Consider the following 23,438-nt stretch of genomic DNA (forward strand, 5'->3'; position numbering starts at 1 on the left):
GACGGCGAACCCTTCGGCACCGTTGACGTGTCCCCCGCGATCCCTAAAGTCGCCCGAAGCACCTAACACCGTTAGGAGTGTTGGGTGCCTCTTTGCCGAGGAGGCAGCTGTGACCGAGACAGTCGTCGACACGCCGACCGGGCTCCCCGAGCACCCCATGCCCCGCGCCACCGGATGCCCCTTCGATCCGCCCCCCGCCCTGAAGGACCTCCAGAACGAACGGCCCGTCTCCCGGGTGCGCATCTGGGACGGCAGCAGCCCCTGGATGATCACCCGCCACGAGGACGTACGGGCCCTGCTCGGCGACCCCCGCATCAGCGCCGACCCCCGGCGCCCCGGCTACCCGCACCGCAGCGCCGCGACGCAGGAGCGGGACCGCACCCGCAGCACCTTCCTCACCATGGACGACCCCGAGCACGCCCGGCTGCGCCGCATGGTGACGGCCCCCTTCACGATCAGGAAGGTCGAGGCCCTGCGGCCGTCCGTGCAGCGGATCGTGGACGACCTGATCGAGCGGATGCTCGCCGGGCCCAACCCCACCGACCTGGTCGAGGCGTTCGCGCTGCCGCTGCCCAGTCTGGTCATCTGCGCGCTGCTCGGGGTGCCGTACGAGCAGCACGACTTCTTCCAGCGTCACAGCCGCGTCCTGGTGCGCCGCACCTCCACCCGCGAGGAACTGCTCGCCGCGTCCGAGGCGCTCACCGACTACCTGGACGAACTCCTGGCCGCCAAGCTCGCGCACCCCGAGGACGACGTGCTCTCCCAGCTCGCCGTCCAGCGCGTCGCCACCGGCGAGCTGACCCGGCGCCAGGCCGCCGAGATGGGCGTCCTGCTGCTCGTGGCGGGACACGAGACCACCGCCAACATGATCGCGCTCGGCACCGTCGCCCTGCTGCGCAACCTGGACCAGCTCGCCCTGCTCCGCGACTGCGAGGACCCCAAGAGGGTCGCCGCCGCCGTGGAGGAGCTGCTGCGCTATCTGAACATCGTCCACTCCGGGCGCCGGCGCGTCGCGCTGGAGGACATCGAGATCGACGGCGAGCTGATCCGCGCGGGCGACGGTGTGATCTTCGCCAACGACATCGCCAACCGTGACCCCGGCGTCTTCCCCGACCCCGACCGGCTCGACCTCACCCGCGACGCCCGCCGCCATGTCGCCTTCGGCTACGGCATCCACCAGTGCCTCGGCCAGCCGCTCGCCCGCGTCGAACTCCAGGTCGCCTACAGCACGCTCTACTCCCGCATCCCCACCCTGGCGTTGGCCACGGACTTCGATCAACTGGAGTTCAAGCATGATGGCTTCGTCTACGGCGTTTATGAACTACCCGTCTCCTGGTAGCACTTCACAGCACGCACCACGCACCACGCACCACGCACCACGCACCACGCACCACGCACCACGCACCACGCACCACGCACCACGCACCACGCACCACGCACCACGCACCACGCACCACGCACCACGCACCACGCACCACGCACCACGCACCACACGGCACATGGCACACCCGCACCATCGCGAACCGAAGCATGAAACGAGGAACCCATGCGCGTGGAAGTCGACCAGCCCAAATGCGTCGCCTCCGGACAGTGCGTCCTGGTGGCGCCCCAGATCTTCGACCAGGACGACGAGGGCATAGTGCAGCTGCTGGACGCCACCCCCGGCCCTGAACTCGACGAGGACGTACGGGAGTCGGCCGCGATCTGCCCCGCCGCCGCGATCCGGCTGGTGGAGGCGTGACGAGCACCCCGCCGCGCCGCGTCGTCGTGGTGGGCGCCTCGGCGGCCGGTCTGACGGCCGCCGAGACCCTGCGCCGCGCGGGCTACGACGGCTCGCTCACCCTCGTCGGGAGCGAGCCGCACCCGCCCTACGACCGGCCGCCGCTGTCCAAGCAGGTCCTCACCGGCGCCTGGGAGCCCGAGCGGGTGCACCTGCGCCGCCCGGCCGATCTGGACGCCCTCGCCCTCGACCTGCGGCTCGGCGTGCCCGCCGCCGCCCTCGCCCCGGCGACCCGCACCGTTACCCTCGCCGACGGCACCGGCCTGACGTACGACGGTCTGATCATCGCCACCGGGGTCCGGCCGCGCCGGCTGCCCGAGTGCGACACCCCCGGCGTCCATGTCCTGCGGGAACTCGGGGACGCCCTCACCCTGCGCGAGCGGCTGTCCGCCGGGGGCCGGCTGGTCGTGGTGGGCGCCGGGTTCCTCGGGGCCGAGGTCGCCGCCGCCGCGCGTACCCTCGGCGCGACCGTCACCCTGGTGGAACCCGCCCCCGTCCCCCTCGCACACGCCGTCGGACAGCAGGTCGGCACCTATCTGGCCCAGGTCCACCGCGACCATGGCGTGGACCTGCGGACCGGGACCAAGGTCGCCGGGATCACCACCGGGGCGGGCCGGGCCACCGGCGTGCTCCTCAGCGACGGCACCACGATCCCGGCCGACGACGTCCTGATCGCCATCGGCTCCGAGCCCAACACCGACTGGCTGGAGGGCAGCGGGCTGCGGTTGGCCGACGGCGTGGCCTGCGACCGGTACAGCGCCGCCGCGCCCGGCATCTACGCAGCGGGCGACGTGGCCCGCTGGCACAACCCGCTCTTCGGCACCGACATGCGCGTGGAGCATCGTACGAACGCGGCCGAACAGGGCATGGCCGCCGCCCGCAACCTCCTCGCCCCCGAGCAGGCCAGACCGTTCGCGCCGGTGCCCTCCTTCTGGTCCGACCAGTACGACCTCAGGATCCAGGCGTTCGGACACCTGCGCGATCACGACGAGGCCCGGGTGGTCGACGGCGACCCGGCGGACGGCAGCTTCCTCGTGGCCTACCGCAGGGGTACGGCGCTCACCGGAGCGCTCGCCGTGGGCATGTCGCCCCGTGTCCTGCGCCCCTGGCGTACGGCGCTCGCGGCCGGAACCGAGTGGACCCGCGCCCTGGACGGCCCGCCGGAAGCGGCGGTCCAGGCTTGACATGAGGTAGCTCAAGTTTTATTCAGGCACTGTAGGCAAGAGGCAGGCTCTGCGGGCAGGACGCAGCCGCACCTCTGTGGCGGGCAGGACGCAGCCAAACCTCTATAGGCGAGGAGGACCGGGGAACACGGGTGGGGGAGCAGCCGGCAAGGGAGGATTCACCATGGCGCGTTCGGTCGGAATCGACCTCGGGACGACGAACTCGGTGGTCTCGGTCCTGGAGGGCGGCGAACCCACCGTCATCACCAACACGGAGGGCGCGCGGACCACTCCGTCGGTCGTGGCGTTCGCCAGGAACGGCGAGGTGCTGGTCGGCGAGGTCGCCAAACGGCAGGCCGTGACCAACGTGGAGCGCACCGCGCGCTCGGTCAAGCGGTACATGGGCGATCACTCCTGGCGCTTCCCCGACCAGAGCGACATCGACGGCAAGCACTACACCGCCCAGGAGATCTCCGCGCGGGTGCTCCAGAAGCTGAAGCGGGACGCGGAGGCGTACCTCGGCGAGGACGTCACGGACGCGGTGATCACCGTCCCGGCCTACTTCGACGACGCCCAGCGGCAGGCGACGAAGGAGGCCGGGGAGATCGCCGGCCTGAACGTCATGCGGATCATCAACGAGCCGACCGCCGCCGCGCTCGCGTACGGCCTGGACAAGGGGAACGACCAGACGGTCCTCGTCTTCGACCTCGGCGGCGGCACCTTCGACGTGTCCCTGCTGGAGATGGGCGACGGCGTCATCGAGGTCAAGGCCACCAACGGCGACACGCACCTGGGCGGCGACGACTGGGACCAGCGCGTCGTGGACCACCTGGTGCAGCAGTTCAAGAACCACTACGGCGTCGATCTGGGCAAGGACAAGATGGCCGTGCAGCGGCTGCGGGAGGCGGCCGAGAAGGCGAAGATCGAGCTGTCCAGCTCCTCGGAGACCACGATCAACCTGCCCTACATCACGGCGTCCGCCGAGGGCCCGCTGCACCTGGACGAGAAGCTGACCCGCGCCCAGTTCGAACAGCTGACCGCCGACCTGCTGGACCGCTGCAAGGCGCCGTTCCACAACGCGATCAAGGACGCCGGGATCGAGGTGTCCGACATCGACCATGTGGTCATGGTGGGCGGCTCCACCCGGATGCCCGCCGTCCCCGGCCTGGTGAACGAGCTGACCGGCAAGGAGGCCAACAAGGGCGTCAACCCGGACGAGGTCGTCGCCATCGGCGCCTCGCTCCAGGCCGGTGTCCTCAAGGGCGAGGTCAAGGACGTCCTGCTGCTCGACGTCACCCCGCTGTCCCTCGGTATCGAGACCAAGGGCGGCATCATGACCAAGCTGATCGAGCGCAACACCACGATCCCGACCAAGCGCTCCGAGATCTTCACCACGGCCGAGGACAACCAGCCGTCCGTGCAGATCCAGGTCTTCCAGGGCGAGCGCGAGATCGCGGCGTACAACAAGAGGCTCGGCATGTTCGAGCTGACCGGTCTGCCGCCCGCACCGCGCGGGGTCCCGCAGATCGAGGTCGCCTTCGACATCGACGCCAACGGCATCATGCACGTCTCCGCGAAGGACCTCGGCACCGGCAGGGAACAGAGGATGACCGTCACCGGCGGCTCCGCGCTGCCGAAGAACGACATCGACCGCATGGTCCGTGAGGCCGAGCAGCACGCCGAGGACGACCGGCAGCGCCGCGAGGCCGCCGAGACCCGCAACCAGGCCGAACAGCTCGTCTACCAGACCGAGAAGCTCATCGGCGACAACCCCGAGCGGATCTCCGCCGAGGCGCGGCACGAGACCGAGGCGGCGCTCGCCGAGCTGAAGGCGAGGCTCAAGGACGAGAACACGGACACCGCCGCCCTCCGCCAGGCCACCGACCAAGTCGCCCAGTCCGCCCAGAAGATCGGCACGGCGCTGTACGAGCAGTCGCGCGAGCGGGGCGAGCAGCGCGCGGGTACGGCAGCGGGCGCGGCGGGTGGCGGCTCGGCGTCCGCTGGGTCGGCGTCCGCTGGGTCCGCCCCGGAGGACGACGAGGTGGTGGACGCCGAGATCGTCGACGACGACAGGCCCGAGGCGGGCTGACGATGGACGAGGCCCGGCTCCCGGACACGGACCCCGCACGGCCGCGGTGCCTGGTCCGGGAGCGCACGGCCGACTTCCAGCGGGTGAAGGCCGAGTACGACAACTACGGCAAGCGGGTGCGTGGGGACCGGGCTGTCGAACGGGAGATCACCGCGGCCGACGTCCTGCGCACCCTCCTGCCCGTCCTGGACGCCGTCGAGCGCACCTGCGCCCACGAGCCCCTCGCCCCCGGCCTCGCGGACATCGCCGACACCCTGCGCACCCAGCCGGGCGCCCTGGGCCTGGAACCCCTCGGAGGCGAGGGCGAGCACTTCGACCCGGAGCGGCATGACGCCCTCGTCCACCATGTCGCCCCGGACGCGGGCGAGTTGACCTGCACCAAGATCCTGCGTTCCGGCTACCGCGCGGGTCCGCTCCTGCTGCGCCCGGCCGCGGTGGAGGTGACCGGCCCGCCACCGGACCACTCGGGCGACCGCACCGGTCAGGGCTTCCCCACGTCGAAGCCCTCGACGTAGAGAGACGAGACGGTCGACGCGCCGCAATTGGGCGGTGGTACGCGAAACCGGGCACTACCCTCAACTCCCACCCCCGACCCGGGCGTTGGCGACGACCAGCGCACACCCGCCCCTCTTCCGCGCGCCCGGTTGCCACAGCCCCGCGACGGAGAGAGCCCCGCATGTTCGCCCCGTACCGCCGCCTGTTCTCCGCCAAGGGGAGCGTCGGCTTCACCACCACCGGCTTCCTGGCCCGGCTCGCCCTGTCCATGTCCGGCGTCGGCACCGTGGTGATGACCGCCGCCCTGCGCCACTCCTACGGGCTGGCCGGCGCCGTGGGCGGCTCCGCCCTCGCCGCCACCCTGATCACCGTCCCGCTCCTCGGCCGCCTCGTCGACCGCTACGGCCAGTCCCGTACGGCCGTCCCCGCGGCCATCTGGTCGGCCGCCATGCCGGCCGCCCTGGTCGCCTGCCTCGCCACCGACGCCCCGACCTGGACCCTGTTCGTCACCAACCTGCTCTCCGCGACCGCGGCGGTGTGATGTCGGTGAGGCGGGGCCTTCTCATGGAGGAGAGGGGCGGGGCCTTTCTCCTGGCGGGGAGGGGCGGGGCTGGCAGGGGGCGGGGCCTTTTTCGTGGCGGGAAGGGGCGAGGCGCGGCAGGCAGACCGGTAGGAGCCACCGGCCCGGTCGCGGGGCCGGACCGGGTGTCGACGTCGGCGGTCGTGCCCCCGCCGTCATGTTCCGGCCGTCGTCTGCCGGCATGTCCCGGCCGCCATGTCCCGGCCGCCATGTCCCGGCCGTCGTGTGCCGGTCGCCCGCATGAACTCTCGTCCCGGCGGGGCGGTACCGGGACGAGGTCCCGCCCGGCTGCCGTACAGGCCCCCGATGCAAGGGCCCGGCGGCCCGCCGCCGTCGCGACCCGGCCGAGACCGCAGGGCTCGCGTCGTAGCGGCGACAGAGGACGACGGCCGTCAGGCGCCTCTTGAGGGCGGGCGCCCCCCGCGCCCCTGGTCCGGCCCCGTGGAGAGGCGTTCGTGTTCGTCCTCCCAGACCCTCAGCAGGACTTGGGGATCGGCGCCGCAGGTGCGGGCGTACAGGAGGATGAAGCGGCGGGGCGGGAAGCAGGCGCCGCCGAGGACGCGGGCGAGGTAGTCGGCGCCGACCCCGGTCCGGTGCGCCAATATCTCGTGCTGGACGCCCGCTTGCCTGCGCACTCGTTCGAGGACGACACCGATGTGCGTGGGACCCGTCAGCGGGCGATTGCGTGTATCGGACATTGCTGGGCTCCGCTGGGCTCTGGGGACGTGCTGGTTCATGCCTGGAGCTCGGTCAGGGGAGGTGTTCGGACTGGTGCGGGAATGACGCTAGGCGCGGAAAGGCGCCACATCTTCCCCTTTCTCCACCCGGAGTCCGCCCAGAGCCTCGGCAACCCCTGTTCAGCGGCCCTCGGCCGCACGCGACCGGATGCGCGTCGTTCGATTCACATGACGGGCACAGGGGGCTGCCGACTTTGTTCATCACCCCTGCTGAAAGCCGTACTCGGGCTGTCGCACGACAAACGTTCCGGCGTCCGCGTGCGAATTGCCGCCGACGCCTCGCCGCCCCGGTCGGGACGCCATTCGGCGGTGCGATGAACCGGTGGTCCCACAGCTGCACTTGCATGCGCGAGCAAGGGTTGAATCGAGACATTGTTGCCTTAAGCACGCATACATCGCCGGGTCCGTGGCGATCCTGATCTGGCCGGACGAGATGCAATTGCATCTCGACGACGGGGTGTTCGTTCACCGTAGGAGGAAGTTCGGTGAGGAAGTCGATGTATGTGTCACGGCAGGACGCGGACGACGCCGGTGTGGTGTGGCGCAAGAGTTCGCACAGTTATCCGGAAGGGGAGTGCGTCGAAGTCGCACAGCCGTCGGGCGCGCAGGTGCTCTTCGACGACTCGAAGGTCCGCGCGGGCCGTGTGGTGGAGGTCTCCACGGCCGCGGCGGCCGCCTTCGTGACCGCCGTACGCCACGGCGACATCTGAGGCGACGACAGCCGACGACAGCCGACGCCGGGCGCACCGTCCGCATCCGCGGACGGCGCGCCCGGCCGCCGAAGCCCTCGCGGCTCTCGGCTCCCGGCTCCCGGCCCGGGGTGAACCGTCCAGGCGTGAAGGAGTTCTGACACTCCATCAAAGAAATCGAGCAGCTCTGGACATCACCGGTAACAGGCCAGTATGCATAGGGATAATGCAAGTGCATTCCGTCCCCGAGGGGGCGGATGATCAGCGGATACCTGGGGGTGTGCCGTGGCGGGACAGCCTGTGCCTGGACAAGGACAGGACGGTACGAACACGGACTTAGGGCAGGACAGGGCCCACAGTGCACGCATGTACGACTACTACCTCGGCGGGAAAACGAATTACGTCGTGGACCGGGAGGCCGCCCAAGAGGTGATCCGGGTCTTCCCGGCGATCGAGACCGTCGCGAAGGTCAACCGGGCCTATATGCACCGGGCCGTCCGCTACCTCGCGGAACAGGGGATCCGGCAGTTCATCGACGTGGGGACCGGCATCCCCACCTCGCCCAACCTCCATGACGTGGCCCAGGAAGTCGCCCCCGACAGCCGGGTCGTCTACGTCGACAACGATCCCATCGTCCTCGTCTACGCCGACGAACTCCTCGACGGAACCCCGCAGGGGCGGACGGCCTACGTCCAGGCCAGCGCGACCGAGCCGGACGAAGTCTGGGCCGCCGTAAGGGAACGCGGCATCCTCGACCCCGAACTCCCGGTCGCCCTCAGCCTGCACGCCCTGATGCACTTCGTCACGGACTCCCAGAAGCCGTACGAGATCGTCAGGCGCCTCCTGGAACCCCTGCCCTCCGGCTCGTACTTGAGCCTGAGCCACTGCACCGGGGAGTTCGACCCGGAGGCCTGGCAGGCCATCATCGACACGTACGCGGAGGCCGGCACCTCCGTCCAGGTGCGCGGCCGGACGGAGGTGCTGCGCTTCTTCGACGGCCTCGAACTGGTCGACCCGGGCGTGGTTCTCGCCCACCACTGGCATCCGCGGCCCGGCAGCGGACCCGGGGTCCTCAGCGAACGGCAGGTGTCCCTCTACACCGGCGTCGCCCGCAAACCGTGACCGACGCGGCGCGCGCGCACGTCAAGTGGTTCCCAGCCGCCGGTACATGCGTGCCAGATCATTGAGCTTGCGCCGCGCCGCGTCCGGTCCCAGCCCCTTGAACCGCAGCTCGTCGAAGACGACCTCACGGTGGTCCAGGAGATCCTCGTCCTGGATGAACAGACAGCCGTCCAGGTTCTCCGCGTAGGCGACCTTCGGCACCCGGCCCTCGAAATCGAAGATCGTCGTGGTGCCGAGCTCGACCGGCAGGTTGTAGTGGTGCGCCGGATCGACCAGTCGCAGCTGGTAGTTGCGTCGCTCGGACAGGCCGGCCAGATGCTCCATCTGGTCGGCCATGATCTCCGGGGAGCCGACGCGATTGAGCAGCGCGGCCACGTGCACCACGATGATCAGCTTCTTGCCCGCGGCGGCCTCGAACCTCGCCTGGCGCTCCTTGCGCAGCTCCAGCAGTGCGTCGTGGGTCTCGCGCTCACCACGGCCGCGCCGGATCAGCGCCTCGGCGTACGCCGGTGTCTGCGCCAGGCCGTGCAGCAGATCACTGCTGTACGCCTTGATGCGCGTCGCCATGTCCTCGAAGCTGATCACCGCCTGGAGGTACGGCTGCGCGACGGTCGACCATTCCTGCCACCACGTCGGCTGGTTGGCGCTCTCGGCGAGTTCGAGGAGGACGTCCTGTTCCTCCTCGCTCCCGATCTCGTACACCGCGAAGAGCCGCAGCAGGTCCTTCTCCTTGAAGTGGTGCATGCCGCTCTCGATCCGGCTGAGCTTCGAGGAGGAGCAGCCCATCCGGCGCGCCACCTCCTCCTGCTTCAGCCCGAGATCGTGACGCCGGCTCCGTAACGCGTGCCCGAGCAGCATCCGGGGCGCGGACGGAACGGCCTCGTCCTTGAGATAGCGCACGGTGCCCCGGCGGCCCGGCTTGTCCCTGCCGCCCTCGTTCTCGGCCGGCCCCGGGAGCCCTGCTATCCGCCTGACCAACGTTTCCTCCTCGTCTCTGCCCGCACCCCTGCCCCGCGGGGACCCATAGTGCACAGCCTCGCGCCTCACGGAGACCGAATCACGGGAAAACCCATATCGGCACGGATGCCGACCCGCGTACGGCCCGTTACGGACACTCACCAGGAGAAGACGCGGCCGCCTCAGGGGTCAACGTGGCGGCCCCTGGCGGGAGTTGGCGCACCGGGGGGTCGGCGGAAATTGGCGGGAGATCGGCGGGGGCCCGGAGGTACCCTCCCGCGACGACCTCACCTGCCCGGCCACTCGTGGCCCCCCGCCGGAGGGCATGTCCCTGGAGGCCGACCTCGACGACCTGCGCAGGCACGCCGAGGACTTCGAACGCCGCGCCGGCTTCACCTACACCGTCCTGTCGGTCCCCGAGGGCGATGTCGTCGGCTGCGTCCACATCCACGGCGCGCGCCAGGACCCCGGCGTGACCGACGTCCGCTCCTGGGTCCGGGCGAGCCATGCCTGCCTCGACGCCGGCCTCCATCGCGTCGTCAGCGACCGGCTGGAGCGCGCGTGGCCGTTCGAGCGGGTGGCGTACGCGCCTCGCTGAGTCACTCGCCCGGAACCTTCGCCTCTGCCTGCCGCAGGCGGCGGAGCCGGGCCCGTCGGAAGAGTGCCGTGCCCGCCGCGGCGGCGAGGAAGGCACCGCCCGCCGTCCAGGCCACCACCGCGGTGCGGGACGTCCGGGTGGAACCGGCTGCCGCCTGACCGGTGGAGCAGGATTTCCCGGAGGAGGCGGGGGTGACGCGCAGGCGCGCCCATGGCCGGTCCGGACCGCTCTGACCGGCATCGTGCCGGTAGACGACGTAAAGGCCGGGCGCGGCAGCGCACTTGAGGGTGGCGGTGGCGGTCAGGACGGCTCTGGCGCCGCGCAGGACGGGGCGGTCGGCGAACGCGCGGGAGGTGAGGCGGATGTCACCGTCCGCGCCCTCGTCGTCGTTGTCGGTGACGGTGACATGGCTGCCGGCCCGGAAGGTCCGCACGTCCCATTCCGACTGGGGCCAGGTGGAGTCCGGAGCCCAGCGCTCCTCCATCTTCGGCGCGGGCAGCTGCTTCACCTTGTCGCGGCAGGCCCGGCGCGCGTCCTCGCCGACCGGCCGCACCCGCACCCGCGCCCAGCGGAACGGATGCTCGTCCGGGCCCACGTCGCCCGCGCCGCGCCGTACGACCGGGAAGGTGCCGGGCCGGACGTCACAGGCGACGGTGACGGTGGCGGTCAGCAGCGGATCCATCATGCGCAGCCTGCCCGTCGCGAGGAACGCGGACGAGTGCAGGGTGTCGCCGTACGCGGCCTCGCCGGACCGGGCGTCGACCGTCAGCGTGTCGCCGGGCCGCACCGCCACGACGCCGCCGTACGTGAGCGATGACGTCGACGGCGAGGCCCAGGCGGGCCCGGCCGCGAGCAAGGGCAGCAGGAGGGGGAGGGCCGCCCAGGCGGCCCCGCGGAGTCTGTCCATCGCCTGTGCCTGTCTGTCTTCTGACGCCGTGTCGGTCGGCATCGCCGGTCGGTATGCTGATCCTCTTCGTGACGAACGTATGTGCGATAGATGTGATGTCAACGGTCCGGTATCGCTCACCGTTCGGCTTCCTCCAAGACGGAAAGACACCGTGGTGCGTTCCAGCTACAGATGGGTTCCGGTGCTCGCGCTCGGACTGGGCGCGGGAATATTCGGTGCCGCCCCGGCTTCCTCGACGGAGACCGCCCGGCCCACGGCCCCCGCGGCCACCCCGAACGGGCCGAGCCTCGTCGGCGAGGAGAAGTACTGGACGGCGGACCGGATGGAGAACGCGGTCCCGGCCGACGGGCCCTCGGCCCCGGCCGCCCCGCGGCACGGCATCGGCGCACAACGGGCCGCCGGCCACGCCCCGCCGCCGTCCGGCACGCCCGCGCCCGAGCACTTCGCGGGCCACCCGATGGTCGGCACCTTCTTCTTCGACGGCAAGCCGCTCGGCGGCGACACCTACTGCACGGGCAGCGTCGTGCACACGGCCGCCAAGGACATCGTGCTGACCGCCGGACACTGCGGCATCGGCCTGAGCAAGGCCACGCACCGCGTCTTCGTCCCGCAGTACCGCAGCGGCAAGAGCGCCGCCCAGCAGCCGTTCGGCGTGTTCCCGGTGCTCCAGGTCTACACGGACCCCCGCTACACGGCGAACACCAAGTCGGCGGCCTCCGACCTCGACCTGTCCTTCGCCCAGGTCGACGCCAACAGCGGCGGCGAGGTGGAGGACGCCACGGGCGCCCTCACCTTCACCCCCACGAGCGGCTACACCCACAAGGTCACCGTCCTCGGCTATCCCGGCTCCGGCGGCGTCAACCCCCAGCATCAGCCGATCCGTTGCCCTGTCACGACCTCCCAGCTGCCCGGGTTCCGGCAGATGCGGATGACCTGCAAGGGCTTCTACGGCGGTGTCTCCGGCGGCCCTTGGATCGAGGGCTACGACAGCGCCACGGGCAAGGGCGACGTCATCGGCAACACCGGCGGATACAACGGCGGCGGCAACGACGCCGACGACGACTGGGTGACGTACGCCCCGGTCTACGGCAAGGACGCCCAGAACCTCTTCCAACACGCCGCCGCCCACCAGCAGTTGGGCAAGACACCCCCTTACGCCGGGTCGACGGACCCCTGGCTGCCCGGATCGGCGAGCACCTGGAGGAAGGCCGCGCTGATGGCCTCCGGCGACTTCCGGGGGACCGGCCACAGCGACATGATCGTGGCCTGGACCGACGGCGAGGTCACGCTGTACCCCGGCGACGGACACGGTGGCTACGGCACCGAGCGGCGGCTGATGGCGCCCAACAGCACCTGGAAGAACGCGCAGACCATCACGGCGGGCGACTTCACCGGGACCGACCAGTTCGACCTGCTGGTCCGCTGGAAGGACGGCGGGGTCACGCTGTACGGCGATGTCGGCGCCAAGGGACTGAACCGGGCCGGCACCCTGATGAGCAAACCCGGCGGTACCTGGAAGAACGCCGTCCAGATCAGCGCCGGCCGCTTCGCCGCGTCCCCGTACGTCACCGACCTGATCGTCCGCTGGTCCGACGGTGAACTGACCCTCTACACCGGCGTCGGCGCCGGCACCTTCGGCAAGGAACACCGGCTCAAGGCCCCCAACAGCACCTGGAAGAACGCCACCCTGCTCACCAGCGGCGAGTTCTCCGGCAACCAGAAGTGGGACCTCATGGTCCGCTGGTCCGACGGCGAACTCGACAACTACCCCGGCACCACCACGTCCGGCCTCGGCGCCGAGCGGCGCATCCAGAACCCCAACGGGGTGTGGACCCACGGCGACATCATGACCACCGGCGACTTCACCGGGAACGGCCGGACCGACGACCTCGTCATCCGCTGGTCCGACGGCGAGACCACGATGTACACCGACACCCCGGGCAGCGCCCTGGGCACCGAGCACATGCTCGTCGCCCCGACCTCCTGAGCGAACGGGGCGGACCACCGCCCAGCCCTGCCGCCGCCACCCAGGACCGCCGTCGGCCATGCGCGTCGTACGAAGGCACCCTGGGGCGGGCGGCGCGGTGGTACCACTACGCGGCGCCCTGTGACGCGGACAGCCAGGCGCGGTAGCGGCGCAGGGGCCGCCGCTGCGTGCGCTGCTCGGAGATGAGGGCGACGGCCGGGTGGGTGCGGGGCGTGGGGCGGCTTCCGCGCGCGATGCGGCACATCTGGTGGCGGACCTGTGCCATGCCGGCGGCCGACGCGAGCGCCCTGTCGGACCAGGTCACCGGCCGCAGCTGCGCGTCGGCCCCGCGGCGGGTGGCGGGCCGCGCCTCGGGCGGGAACCGGAGGGGCGGGAACCGGAGGGGCGGGGACCGGAACCGGAGCGCCTGAGCGTCCCGGTGCCGGTCCCCGCCCCTGACCGGATCCCGGTCCGGACCGTCAGCCCTCGGTCACACCGCGACGCGGCGCGCGCGCCGGGTGCGGCGGAGGCGGAGGCCGATCGCGAGCACGGCCGCGGCAGCCGTGGCGGCCCCCGCCGCGGCGAAGGCCGTCGACGTGGTGGCGGTGGCCGCGTGGGCCGAGGAGGCGGACGGGGGCGCGGGGGTGCCGTCGTAACCGCCGCCCTTGCCCGCGCGGTCGTAGGCGGAGCCGGGCAGCTTGTCGCCGTACTTCTTGTGGACCAGGCGCTGATATGCGGCGAGGGAGACACCGCCCTTGCCCACGGCGCGGCGCGCGTCGGGGTCGAGCGGCAGCACGCGGCCGTCGCGCACCACGTACCAGGCGTCGATCTGCGGTTCCTGGAAGACGGTGCCACGGCCGTGCGCCTTGCCGACGTAGTCGGTCTCGTCACCGCCGGTCGCGATGTTGACGACCTTCCAGCCCTGCGTCGTCCGTACGGTCCACAGGGAGGCGACCTGGCCGTCGGCGGAGACCGCCTTGCTCGCGACGAACCGCGGGGCGGCGACGGGAGCGCCCGGGGTGCCGGCGACGAACCCGGGGGTGAGGGAGTAGACGGTCACCGAGGGCCCGGCCAGGCGCGGGCGGGCCGCGTCCGCCTTGAGGGCGCCGCTGCGGGCGAAGAAGCGCGAGAGCGTGTGGAGGGTGGCGGGGCTGGACGCCGCCTCGCGCGCCTGGGCGGTGGCCGCGGTGGTGAAGGGCGCGGGGAAGGCGGCCGGGCCGGAGGCCGCGTGGGCGGCGGCGGGGGCGAGTGCGCCGAGGGCCGTGGCGGCGAGCAGTGCGGCGGCGGCCGTCCTCGTGCGGGTCGAGGTCATGGGGGTCACGCTCCGATCCCGTAGAGCGAATGCGTCCACGTGAACGAGTTGTTGTCCGCGTAGTAGTCGTAATCCGCCCAGTTGTAGCGGGAGTTGGAGGGCCAGGGATCGCCCCAGTAGACCAGTCCGCTGGAGGCGTCGTAGCCGTAGAGCACATGCATGTGCCCGCCCCCGGAGCTCCACTCGATGCGTGTCTCGACGGGGCGGCCGGCGTCGATCTCCTTCTGCACGGTGGCGTAGCGCAGATAACCCCGCACGTACGTACCGGGGTTGATGCCCATCCAGTCGAGGGCGTTCTGCACATTGTTCAGCGCGGCCTGCCAGTTGCCGCAGACGCTGCCCTGGGGGCGGCCGAACGCGGCGTCGCAGAACTGGTTCTGGTTGTAGTCGCGCCCGAACCACGAGGCGATGGTGTTGCCGCTCGCCGCCCAGCACCAATTGCTGTTCTGCTGCGCCTGCATGGTGATGTTCAGACGCTTCGCGGCGGCGGCCGTGGGACGGGCGGCGGCCCGAGGAGCCGCCTGCTGAACGGAGTCGGGCACGGCGTGCGCGGTGGCCGCCGGCAGGAGTACGGGCGTCAGGAAGGCGACGGCCGTGAAGGCCCATGACGCCAGCCGTATACGGCCCCGGTCGGAGTTGGACATGGCGGTGCTCCCGGTCGAGGTGGGGGAGGGGCGGTGCGCGTCCGGACGCTGCGACAGCAGCTTTGATCACCTGCCGGGCCCCGGTCAACGCCCTCCGCCGCGGCCCGGCCGTGAAGTAAACTCCGCGCGTACGGTTGTGAACGCCCCCGCGGTTTCGGCAGGTGGCGGCCCGCAGGCAACACCCCGTGCCGGTAGGGGGAAGTGAACGTTCACCGCGAGACGGTCACGGGGCGGGAGAGGGAAGAGCCCCGATGACAGCACGCGGCGCCGATCGCCATGTCACCCCCCGCTCCGGTGAGCCGGCCCTCGGCCCGGCCCGCCGCCCCGCCCCGCGCTCCACCCCCGAGTCCGAGCTTGCCGAGGCCCTGCGCACCGGCCCGTTCGCCGTCGCGCTCCGGGCCGCGCTCGCCGCGCGCGGCCTGGCCCTGCACCGGGTGCAGCACCGGCTCGCCCAGCGGGGCATCCGGGTCGGGGTGACCAGCCTCAGCTACTGGCAGCGCGGATTACGGCGGCCCGACCGGCCCGAGTCGCTGCGCGCCGTCACCGTGCTCGAAGAGGTCCTGGAGCTGCCCCCCCACGCGCTCACCCGCCTGATAGGCCCGCCGGCCAACGGCGACCGCCCCCCGGCCCGCCCGTACCGCGCCCTCATCGAATCCGCCGCCGCCCTCGAATCGCTGCTGGCGAGCCTCGCCGCACCGCAGGACGGCGGGCTGCACACCGTCATCCACTACGAACACGTGCACATCGGCGCGAGCCGGGAACTGCTCGCGCGGGACTCGCACCATGTCGTACGGGCCCACCGCGACGGCGTCGACCGCTATCTCGCCATCCACCTCGGCGACCCGGGCTGCGACACGGAGCGGGTCCGGGTGCGCGGCCTCGGCAACTGCCGGGTCGGGCGGACCCGGCGCGACGACGCCTCGGGGATGGTCGTCGTCGAGCTGCTCTTCGACGCACGGCTGAGAACCGGCGAGACGGCCGTCCTCGGGTACCGCTTCGAGGACGGAACCGGCGCGCCCAGCGAGGAGTACGTGCGCGGCTTCACCTACGGCGGCGGCCAGTACACCCTGCAGATCGGCTTCGACCGCGCCGCCCTCCCCGTCCACTGCCGCCGCTTCACCCGCCCCTCGGCGACCGCCCCCCGCACGTCGCTCACCGACCTGACCCTCAACGCCCACGGCTCGGTCCACCTCGTGGAACAGGAGATACGCCCCGGCGTGCTCGGCATCGCCTGGGAGTGGGACTAGGGTCTGTCGGACCTTCGGCGTCTGTTAGGCCGGATGCCGTCTGCGGATGCACGCCCCGGTCGTGCGCCGCAGCATCCTGATCATGCGGATATCTACTGTCGTACGGACCCGTCCTGTGCCGGCGCGACGCCGAGGAACCCGTCGTGTCATACCCGTGGCCCTCGCCTGCGGTGTGCTGCTGGCCGGCACCGCGGCGTGCGCCGGAGAGGGCGGCCACTGGAGCCACGCCGGAGCGCCGGGCCGCAACGACCCGGTGGCGTCCGGTTCCCTCAACCCCGAAGCGGCGCCCCGCCTTCCGGGCGTCGGAAGTCGCATGTCGAAGCGTGTCCCGGCCGGCAGCCGCCAGGCGGTGGTCGTCTACGGCGACGACCACGACTCCGCCGAGAGCACCGTCGTGCTCTACGAGAGGCAGGGCACCGCCTGGAAACTCAGGGGTACCTGGCCCGCGCACAACGGCAGGGAGGGCTGGACCACCGACCACCACCTGGACGACGAGCGCAGCCCCATCGGCGCGTTCTCCCTGACGGACGCGGGAGGTTCGCTCCAGGACCCCGGCAGCCGCCTGCCCTACTGGTACGACGACAACGCCTACGCGGCCATGACGGAGGAGGGCGACGAACACGCCCACGACTTCGACTACGTCATCGCCATCGACTACAACCGGCTCAAGGGCGTCGCGCCGTTCGACTGGAGCCGCCCCGAGGGAGTGGAGAAGGGCGGCGGCATATGGCTGCACCTGGACCACGGTGACGGCACGTCCGCCTGTGTCACCGTTCCCGAGTCCGGGATGAAGACCCTGCTGCGCACCCTGAATCCCCGCCTGCACCCCGTCGTGGTGATGGGGGACCGGGATCACCTGAGCGCCTGACGCCGAGTCAGGGGAGCGCGAGGCCCTGGGCGCCCGTCCGGCTGACCGCCGAGCCGACCGGCCGCGGCGGTCAGCCGGACGGGCGTCGGCGGGTGCGCAGCGCCAGCACCAGGCAGACCGCGGTCGCGGCGACGGCGAGTGAGGCGAGCAGACGCGCCCACACGGTGCCCGCGACCGGAGCCTGCGCGGCGAGCAGCACCACCGCGGTCGCGGCGGCCGCGGTCAGCGCGGGCGTCGCCCGGGGCCGGCCGGGCGGGGCGGTGACACCGACCGTCCACGCGTCGGTGACCAGCAGATAGGCGATCAGCAGGGCGGCGACGCAGACGACCAGCCAGACCGCGGGGCCGGTGGCCGCCGCGACCGCGATCGTCACGGCCGGCAGCACGGTCGTCCTGCGGCGGGCCGCGACGGCGCGCCAGCGCATGGAGGTCAGGACGGGGCGCGCGTCGACCATCGGAGCGGCCCACCACGCGGCCCCCGCCGCCCCCAGGACCAGCGCCACGACCAGCCATGACGCGTGCAGGACGGCCGGCGGATCGCAGGCGGCGACGACAAGGGCCGTGCCGAGCAGGCGGTCGGTGATCCGGGAGGTGAGACGCGCCATGGGCAGGGCGGCGCGGCGGGTGGCGCGGGTGGCGCGGGTGGGGGCGGTGGTGGTCATCGGGTCCCCCCGTGGATGCGGGTGCGCAGCAGCGGCGCGAGGGCCAGATCGAGGCTCTCGCCGGGCCGGTGGGCGACGACCGCGATGCCGCGTTCCACCAGCGCGAACCGCATCGCGTCGCGGTCGGCCCGCCACAGCCGCAGCGCGAGCTCGCCCTCGGTGTCGCCGGGTTCCGGGGCCGGTTCGCCGGTCGGGATCTCGACCACGACCATCGGGTTGGTTCGGCCGCGCACCTGGTGCAGGACGTCGAGGATCCGCTGGTCGGTCAGCGGCGTGATGACGTACACCAGCGCTCCGCGCGGCAACGCGGGCGGCGGGAGCAGACCGATCCCCTCCGTGCGGTACGCGGCGTCCTTGCGGACGTCCAGCACACTCTCCACGATGCGGTAGAAGTGCCCCTGGCCGCCGCCCGGTTGCAGCCAGCGGGTCGCGCCGCCGACCGATACGACGCCGACCCGGTCGTGGGCGCCCAGATAGGCGCGGACCAGCCCGGCGGCGGCCCGGAAGGTCTCGTCGAGCGAGGACGCGCCGGTCACCGGGTCGACCACGTCGGCGAGCACGTCCAGCAGCACCACGGTGTCGGCGGTGCGCTCCGCCGCGAACTGGTGGACCTGCAAGGTGCCGCGCCGGGTGGTGGCCGGCCAGTGGATCCGCCGCTGCCGCTCGCCGCGCGCATACGGGTGTACGCCGGTGACCTCGATGCCCTCGCCGCGCTGCGCGGCGGTGTGCTCACCGAGCCGCTGCGGCAGCCGGACCGGGATGGGCGTCAGAGAGGCGTGCCCGGGCAGCGGGAAGACGGCGACCTCGCCGAGTCCGACCCGGACGGTGCGCCGGGCCAGCCCACCGCGGTCGTAGACATCGACATCGACCGTGCCGAGCGTCCAGCGGCCCCAGCGCCGCGCGGTCAGCACGAGATCGATGTGGCGCGGGCCGACCGCCAGACGGTCGAGCCGTACCCCGTGGCCGAGGGTGACGCCGGGGTCGAGGCGGCCGGTCTCGCCGTCGCAGGCCACCGCGATCCGCACCGTCACCCGCTCTCCCTCGAAGCACCGCCGCGGCGCCACCTCGGCCTCGGCGGTCACCGTGTCCGGGCGCGGCCCGCTCGGCAGGGCGAGGACGAGCAGCACCAGGGGCGCGGCCGCGAGCGCGAGCACCCACGGGCGCCCGGTGACCAGCGCGGCGACCAGCGCGACGACGGCCAACGTGCCGAACCGCAGCGCGCGTTCACCGGCACGCCAGCCGGGCGGGGGCGGTGGCGGGGGCTCGGCGGTCATGTCCGGGCGGCCGTCCAGGGCCCGCTGGACGGCGGCGGCCCCCCTGCCGTTGTCCTCCGGCTCCGTCATGACCCGACCGGCGTGCGCGGCAGGGTCTGCGGGGCGGGCACGGACTGCACGATCTCCCGGATCACGTCGTCGCCGTCGATCTGCCGTACCCACAGCTCCGGTTTGAGGGTGACGCGGTGCGCGAGGGCCGGTACCGCCACGGACTTGACGTCCTCCGGGGTCGCGTAGTCGCGCAGGTCCAGGACGGCACGGGCGCGGGCGAGCTGCACCAGGGCCAGGCCGCCGCGCGGCGAGGCACCGACCTGGATGTGCGGGTGGTCCCGGGTGGCGCCGACCAGCGCGACGACGTACTCCAGCAGATCGTCGTCCACCTCGACGCGTTCGACGGCGGCCCGCATGGCCAGCACCCCGCCCGGCCCGCTGAGCCGGCGCACCACCGCCTCGGGCGCCGCCCGGTCGACACGCGCGCGCAGCATCCCGGTCTCCTGGGCCGCCGTCAGGTAACCCATCCGCACCCGCAGCAGAAACCGGTCGAGCTGCGCCTCGGGCAGGGTGTACGTGCCCTCGTACTCGATGGGGTTCGCGGTGGCGACGACCACGAAGGGATCCGGCAGCGGCCGGGTGCTCCCGTCGACGGACACCTGGGACTCGGCCATCGCCTCCAGCAGCGCGGCCTGGGTCTTGGGCGGGGTGCGGTTGATCTCGTCGGCGAGCAGCAGATGGGTGAAGACCGGGCCGGGCCGGAAGACCATGTCGGCGGTCCGCTGGTCGTAGAACGGAGCGCCGGTGACATCGGAGGGCAGCAGGTCGGGGGTGAACTGGATACGGCGGAAGTCCAGGCCGAGAGCGGTGGCGAAGGAGCGGGCCAGCAGCGTCTTCCCGAGTCCCGGCAGGTCCTCGATGAGGACGTGACCGCCGGCGAGGACGCCGAGCATCACCAGCGCCAGGGGCTCCGGCTTGCCGACCACGGCGGTGCCGATCTCGTCGAGCACGGCCGCGGCCGTTTCACCCGCCTGCCGAGGAGTCAGGGTGTCGTGGTCCGGGATGGGCTGCGTGCTGGTCACGGTCGGATCCTCACGGGACGGGACGGGACGGGACGGGAACGGGGACAGGGACAGGGACAGGGACGAGGCGGGAGAGGGCGCGCGGGGCGCGGGGTCGGCCGCGGCGCCACGGGTCACAGGGCTTCCAGACGGTCCAGCAGGGAGCGCAGGACGGGCTCGGGGAGCGTGGGCTGCGGAGCGCTCGCCCCGGGGTCGATCCACGGCCACAGCTCGGCGCCGACCAGCGCCCGGGCCCGCTGCGGGTTCCGGTGCATCAGCACGCCGTGCCGCTCGGCCAGCCGGGCGGCAAACAGCCGCTGCAACTGCGGCCTCATGACGGTGCGCAGATGAACCTCGCTGTCGTCCGCGAGGGTCTTGGCCACGATGCGCCGCCACCCGCCGAGCGCCGGGGCGTGGCTGCCGAGCAGGCGTACCCGCTTGCGGTGGTCGCTGTCCTGGGCGCCGCCGCCCGCGGCATGGCGCACCAGGACCAGCGCCGCCGCGACGATGAGGGCGAAGCCGGTGACGGCCGCCGCGGCGCCGTCGGCCAGGGCGAGCAGCACCTCGGCCGCGACCGCGACGCCGCTCAGGACGACGAGCGAGTGCCGCATTGACCCGGGCCTCCCGGCCATGGAGCCGACGAAGGCCCGTATCCGCGCGGGCACCTTCACGAGTCACCCGCCACGGCCTCGGGCCCGGACGCCCGCGAGCGCAGACCGTCGGCGATCTCGGCGAGCGCCGCGGCGGCCCGGTCGCGGTGGCCGTCGTCCATCGGGTGCGTGGAGTAACGCGCCTCGCGGAACAGGGCGGTGAGCTCGACGACGGCCTCCCGCGCGGGCAGGCCGCCCGCGACGGCCCGCTCCAGCAGGTCCTGCGGGCTGTCCGAGGCACGCCGGGCGACTCCGGAGGCGGCGAGCGACTCCTCCATGGAGGCGTAGCAGGCGATGACGGCCGCGCGGGCGCCGGTTCCGCCCAGCAGCGCACGGCGCCCGGAGTCCACGGCCCTCGTCAGGCGTTCCCGCTCGTCACCGGACGGCGCGGGGGGTTCGAGCACCGGCGGCCGGGTCAGATGCCGTCGCAGGTACAGCCCGGCGAGCACGGCGACCACGACGAACAGGGTGATGCCGAGGCCGAGCAGGAGGGGCGTGAGCCCGAAGCGCGTGCCGTGGTCGGCGCGCTCCACGGTCGGCAGGGTGGCTACCGGGACTTGCCCCGGGCTGGGGGTCGCTGACGGCTCGTGGCTGCTTCCGTGGTCGGTCGCGGGGCCGCTGCCGGAGAGACCGAAGCGGTGCAGGGCCAGGACGAGCAGCGGTACGACCAGCGACGCGGCCGGCAGCACCCGGCTCACTCCGTCGGACAGCCGCTGCTCCACCGGGCTGAGATTCCGGGCGGTGCGCACCTGCCCCCGGTACTTCTCGCGCAGCGCCAGGCCGCCGAGGAACGCCAGCAGGGCGAGGCCGCCCACCAGGACGGCGTTTCCGCCGAGCGGCCCGCGCCCCTTGGCCGACAGGTCCGTGTCAGGGCGCAGCAGCAGCGCTGCCAGGACCGTTCCGCCCACCACCAGCACCATCAACGCGACCTGTGCGGCGCCGATCGTGCCGTACCGCCGTCGCCCGCCCGCCCCCGCCGTATGCTCCCGCCCCACCGCTGCACCCCTCCCGTGTGATCGGCAGCTTGGCATACCGTCCGCCTGGTTCGCGAGACGGGACAACCTTGTGAACAGGATGTGAATTAACAGGATGTGAGTTCCCTGTTCGATCACGTCGTGATCGGACCCCGAGGAGAACATCATCAGCGCCAAACACAGGACCCTGTCCGTCGTCGCCGTCGCCGTCGCCGTCGCCGTCACCGGTGTCGTCCTCGCGGGGGCCACGGCCTGCGGCACGGTCGAGCAGCTCTCCGCCGGCAAGAAGCTCGACCGAGCCTTCGACAAGCTCGGCGAGGAGAAGTCGGTCTCCTTCGAACTCGACCTGAACACCGACGCCGCGTCCCTGAAGGCCCTGGACGCCGGGTCCCGGCCCGAGCCCGGCGAGGAGATGGAGATGCCGGACGAGGCCGCCGAACTGCTCAGCGGGGCGAAGATCAAGTTCACCGTAGAGTCGACGAAGCCGATCGAGGAGTCCGGTGTGAAGGACCTCGTCGGTACGGCCCTGAAGGTCGGCGGCCCGGACGGCGACCTCATTGGTACCGGGTGATCGGTGACTACACCTGCCTCCGCACCGCCCACGAAGCCGTCGGCAGGATGACGGGAAGCCCCACGCCTGCGGCCGAGGATCTGCCGCCGCAGGCCGGGGGGGAGGGGGGGCTGACGGACGTCCTCAAGGGAGCGCGGCGCAGGGGATCCGCTCACTGCGGACGGCGCGGCCGAGTTCGCCGCTGTCCCAGATCCAGGGGACCAGGTCCTCCTGGCAGGTGGGGTGCGCTTAGACCTCGACCGAAGTGTGCCACTGGCCGGGCAGGAGACGCGCGAGATCGCGGGCGGCGTCGCCGATGAACCGGCGGCTGCTCATGTTCACACTGGTGCGGTGCCGCTTCGCGCGCTTGAGCAGGCTGACCACCGTGGTCTGGGTGGCGTCCGCGGGCAGGTGCCGGACGCCGTCGTCGTCCCGTTGGAAGCCGCTCGCCGCGAGGGCGGTGTGCGCCCACCGGTACTGCTCGCCCTATGCGACGGCCACGATCCCGGACTCCCGGCTGTGCGACAGGAGGATCTGCGCCTCAGCCATGGACCGGGTCCTCGCCGCGCAGGACGGCCCGCAGGCTGCGCCCGTACGCCCGGGCGTGCTCGCGGGATGCCGCCTCCAGCTGGTCGTATCCGACCTGGGCCGTCATCTGCCCGGCCCACTTGCGGTACCTGCACGGGGACCGGCAGCAGGATCCCGGGGGCGAGAGCGGTGACGCCGAGGGCCGCGCAGTAGTCCTCGCCCTGGAGGAGGCCGCCCATCGGGGCGGCGCGCACGACGTCGGTGCGGGCGAGGATCGTGGTCGGCCCGATAGGGATGGTGTCCGCCGGCGACTTCCAGTACGTCCACACGTGACCGGCCTCGTGCCGGCCGGGCGGCGTGGGGCAGCGCCACAAGGTGGTCGACCCGTCGGTCTTCCGGCCGGGGCGAGGGTTGTTCGGGATGTTCGCCGAGCCAGTGACCGTGTACGTCACGTGCTCGTTTGCCGACTATAGCCGTGATGTTCGCCATGTCGGTGGACGGGTCGGCTCGGAGGAACTGTGGTGCGGACGCTGTCGGTTGGGCAGCTCAGAGTCCAGACCGGGCGGCACGGCGATGGCCGTGAGGCGTACGCGAT

Annotated in this window: 25 protein-coding genes and 1 pseudogene; 13 read left to right on the forward strand and 13 right to left on the reverse strand. The window is 72.3% G+C overall.

Annotation, left to right across the window (positions count from 1 at the left end; all coding sequences use genetic code 11):
• The first annotated feature begins 109 nt into the window (after positions 1–109).
• The 6 genes from QHG49_RS30315 (at position 110) to QHG49_RS30340 (ending at position 6,068) form a co-directional block, all read left to right on the forward strand.
• The gene (locus QHG49_RS30315; RefSeq protein ID WP_301491998.1) at positions 110–1,339 is read left to right on the forward strand and encodes a cytochrome P450; all 1,230 of its coding nucleotides are present in this window, start codon (positions 110–112) and stop codon (positions 1,337–1,339) included.
• 207 nt (positions 1,340–1,546) lie between these two features.
• Complete coding sequence (locus QHG49_RS30320; protein WP_145486070.1) at positions 1,547–1,741, forward strand: ferredoxin; 195 nt, start codon at positions 1,547–1,549, stop codon at positions 1,739–1,741.
• Positions 1,738–2,964, forward strand: coding sequence for an NAD(P)/FAD-dependent oxidoreductase (locus QHG49_RS30325; protein WP_301491999.1), 1,227 nt, complete (start codon positions 1,738–1,740; stop codon positions 2,962–2,964). The genes QHG49_RS30320 and QHG49_RS30325 overlap by 4 nt, the downstream gene beginning before the upstream one ends.
• Before the next feature lie 163 nt (positions 2,965–3,127).
• A complete protein-coding gene (dnaK, locus tag QHG49_RS30330; RefSeq protein WP_301492000.1) occupies positions 3,128–5,032 on the forward strand; it encodes a molecular chaperone DnaK in 1,905 nt (634 codons plus the stop codon).
• 2 nt (positions 5,033–5,034) lie between these two features.
• Positions 5,035–5,547 carry a nucleotide exchange factor GrpE gene (gene grpE / locus QHG49_RS30335; protein WP_301492001.1) on the forward strand — a complete coding sequence of 171 codons (513 nt, stop codon included), beginning with the start codon at positions 5,035–5,037 and terminating at the stop codon, positions 5,545–5,547.
• Between the two features lie 161 nt (positions 5,548–5,708).
• A complete protein-coding gene (locus tag QHG49_RS30340; RefSeq protein ID WP_301492002.1) occupies positions 5,709–6,068 on the forward strand; it encodes a hypothetical protein in 360 nt (119 codons plus the stop codon).
• Positions 6,069–6,499: 431 nt separating this feature from the next.
• On the opposite strand, the gene QHG49_RS30345 is transcribed toward QHG49_RS30340, so the two are convergent.
• Positions 6,500–6,805 carry a helix-turn-helix transcriptional regulator gene (locus QHG49_RS30345; RefSeq protein WP_301492003.1) on the reverse strand — a complete coding sequence of 102 codons (306 nt, stop codon included), beginning with the start codon at positions 6,803–6,805 and terminating at the stop codon, positions 6,500–6,502.
• A gap of 524 nt (positions 6,806–7,329) precedes the next feature.
• Here QHG49_RS30345 and QHG49_RS30350 point away from each other — a divergent pair.
• Positions 7,330–7,554 carry a DUF397 domain-containing protein gene (locus QHG49_RS30350; RefSeq protein ID WP_301492004.1) on the forward strand — a complete coding sequence of 75 codons (225 nt, stop codon included), beginning with the start codon at positions 7,330–7,332 and terminating at the stop codon, positions 7,552–7,554.
• A gap of 279 nt (positions 7,555–7,833) precedes the next feature.
• The gene (locus QHG49_RS30355; RefSeq protein WP_301492965.1) at positions 7,834–8,655 is read left to right on the forward strand and encodes an SAM-dependent methyltransferase; all 822 of its coding nucleotides are present in this window, start codon (positions 7,834–7,836) and stop codon (positions 8,653–8,655) included.
• A 21-nt stretch (positions 8,656–8,676) separates the two neighbouring features.
• Here QHG49_RS30355 and QHG49_RS30360 read toward each other — a convergent pair whose 3' ends face one another.
• Positions 8,677–9,633 carry a helix-turn-helix transcriptional regulator gene (locus QHG49_RS30360; RefSeq protein ID WP_244320394.1) on the reverse strand — a complete coding sequence of 319 codons (957 nt, stop codon included), beginning with the start codon at positions 9,631–9,633 and terminating at the stop codon, positions 8,677–8,679.
• Between the two features lie 304 nt (positions 9,634–9,937).
• Here QHG49_RS30360 and QHG49_RS30365 point away from each other — a divergent pair, with 304 nt between their 5' ends.
• A complete protein-coding gene (locus tag QHG49_RS30365; protein ID WP_201300511.1) occupies positions 9,938–10,210 on the forward strand; it encodes a hypothetical protein in 273 nt (90 codons plus the stop codon).
• Position 10,211: 1 nt separating this feature from the next.
• Here QHG49_RS30365 and QHG49_RS30370 read toward each other — a convergent pair whose 3' ends face one another.
• Positions 10,212–11,117, reverse strand: coding sequence for a hypothetical protein (locus QHG49_RS30370; RefSeq protein ID WP_301492007.1), 906 nt, complete (start codon positions 11,115–11,117; stop codon positions 10,212–10,214).
• Between the two features lie 151 nt (positions 11,118–11,268).
• Between QHG49_RS30370 and QHG49_RS30375 the strand changes: the two genes are divergently transcribed.
• Positions 11,269–13,104 carry a trypsin-like serine protease gene (locus tag QHG49_RS30375; RefSeq protein ID WP_301492008.1) on the forward strand — a complete coding sequence of 612 codons (1,836 nt, stop codon included), beginning with the start codon at positions 11,269–11,271 and terminating at the stop codon, positions 13,102–13,104.
• 106 nt (positions 13,105–13,210) lie between these two features.
• Here the strand turns inward: QHG49_RS30375 and QHG49_RS30380 are convergent, their stop codons facing one another.
• The 3 genes from QHG49_RS30380 to QHG49_RS30390 all read right to left on the reverse strand — a co-directional run bounded on the left by QHG49_RS30380 (position 13,211) and on the right by QHG49_RS30390 (position 15,039).
• Complete coding sequence (locus QHG49_RS30380; protein WP_301492010.1) at positions 13,211–13,408, reverse strand: hypothetical protein; 198 nt, start codon at positions 13,406–13,408, stop codon at positions 13,211–13,213.
• Positions 13,409–13,573: 165 nt separating this feature from the next.
• Positions 13,574–14,395, reverse strand: coding sequence for a hypothetical protein (locus QHG49_RS30385; RefSeq protein WP_301492011.1), 822 nt, complete (start codon positions 14,393–14,395; stop codon positions 13,574–13,576).
• A gap of 5 nt (positions 14,396–14,400) precedes the next feature.
• Entirely contained in the window at positions 14,401–15,039 is a 639-nt protein-coding gene (locus QHG49_RS30390; RefSeq protein WP_301492013.1) for a papain-like cysteine protease family protein, read from the reverse strand.
• A gap of 251 nt (positions 15,040–15,290) precedes the next feature.
• On the opposite strand from QHG49_RS30390, the gene QHG49_RS30395 reads away from it, so the two are divergent.
• Together QHG49_RS30395 and QHG49_RS30400 are read left to right on the forward strand one after the other, a co-directional pair.
• Positions 15,291–16,286 (forward strand): hypothetical protein, encoded by a 996-nt coding sequence (locus tag QHG49_RS30395; protein WP_244320397.1) that lies wholly within the window; start codon positions 15,291–15,293, stop codon positions 16,284–16,286.
• A gap of 313 nt (positions 16,287–16,599) precedes the next feature.
• Positions 16,600–17,154 carry a hypothetical protein gene (locus QHG49_RS30400; protein ID WP_328707404.1) on the forward strand — a complete coding sequence of 185 codons (555 nt, stop codon included), beginning with the start codon at positions 16,600–16,602 and terminating at the stop codon, positions 17,152–17,154.
• A 70-nt stretch (positions 17,155–17,224) separates the two neighbouring features.
• On the opposite strand, the gene QHG49_RS30405 is transcribed toward QHG49_RS30400, so the two are convergent.
• The 5 genes from QHG49_RS30405 to QHG49_RS30425 form a co-directional block, all read right to left on the reverse strand.
• The gene (locus QHG49_RS30405) at positions 17,225–17,815 is read right to left on the reverse strand and encodes a hypothetical protein (RefSeq protein WP_301492016.1); all 591 of its coding nucleotides are present in this window, start codon (positions 17,813–17,815) and stop codon (positions 17,225–17,227) included.
• Positions 17,812–19,158 (reverse strand): DUF58 domain-containing protein, encoded by a 1,347-nt coding sequence (locus tag QHG49_RS30410; RefSeq protein WP_301492017.1) that lies wholly within the window; start codon positions 19,156–19,158, stop codon positions 17,812–17,814. Before QHG49_RS30410 ends, QHG49_RS30405 begins: the two co-directional genes overlap by 4 nt.
• The gene (locus QHG49_RS30415; RefSeq protein WP_208764920.1) at positions 19,155–20,162 is read right to left on the reverse strand and encodes a MoxR family ATPase; all 1,008 of its coding nucleotides are present in this window, start codon (positions 20,160–20,162) and stop codon (positions 19,155–19,157) included. Before QHG49_RS30415 ends, QHG49_RS30410 begins: the two co-directional genes overlap by 4 nt.
• A 113-nt stretch (positions 20,163–20,275) precedes the next feature.
• Positions 20,276–20,752 carry a hypothetical protein gene (locus tag QHG49_RS30420; protein WP_244320399.1) on the reverse strand — a complete coding sequence of 159 codons (477 nt, stop codon included), beginning with the start codon at positions 20,750–20,752 and terminating at the stop codon, positions 20,276–20,278.
• A 56-nt stretch (positions 20,753–20,808) separates the two neighbouring features.
• Positions 20,809–21,786, reverse strand: coding sequence for a DUF4129 domain-containing protein (locus QHG49_RS30425; RefSeq protein WP_236576219.1), 978 nt, complete (start codon positions 21,784–21,786; stop codon positions 20,809–20,811).
• 397 nt (positions 21,787–22,183) lie between these two features.
• Here QHG49_RS30425 and QHG49_RS30430 point away from each other — a divergent pair, with 397 nt between their 5' ends.
• Complete coding sequence (locus tag QHG49_RS30430; protein WP_301492021.1) at positions 22,184–22,336, forward strand: hypothetical protein; 153 nt, start codon at positions 22,184–22,186, stop codon at positions 22,334–22,336.
• Between the two features lie 228 nt (positions 22,337–22,564).
• Here QHG49_RS30430 and QHG49_RS30435 read toward each other — a convergent pair whose 3' ends face one another.
• Together QHG49_RS30435 and QHG49_RS30440 are read right to left on the reverse strand one after the other, a co-directional pair.
• A complete protein-coding gene (locus QHG49_RS30435; RefSeq protein ID WP_301492022.1) occupies positions 22,565–22,699 on the reverse strand; it encodes a hypothetical protein in 135 nt (44 codons plus the stop codon).
• Between the two features lie 157 nt (positions 22,700–22,856).
• Positions 22,857–23,232 (reverse strand): annotated as a pseudogene (locus QHG49_RS30440) (glycosyltransferase); the annotation flags it as partial.
• Positions 23,233–23,438: the final 206 nt, after the last annotated feature.

The organism is Streptomyces sp. WP-1 (genome assembly GCF_030450125.1).
GTDB lineage: Bacteria > Actinomycetota > Actinomycetes > Streptomycetales > Streptomycetaceae > Streptomyces > Streptomyces incarnatus.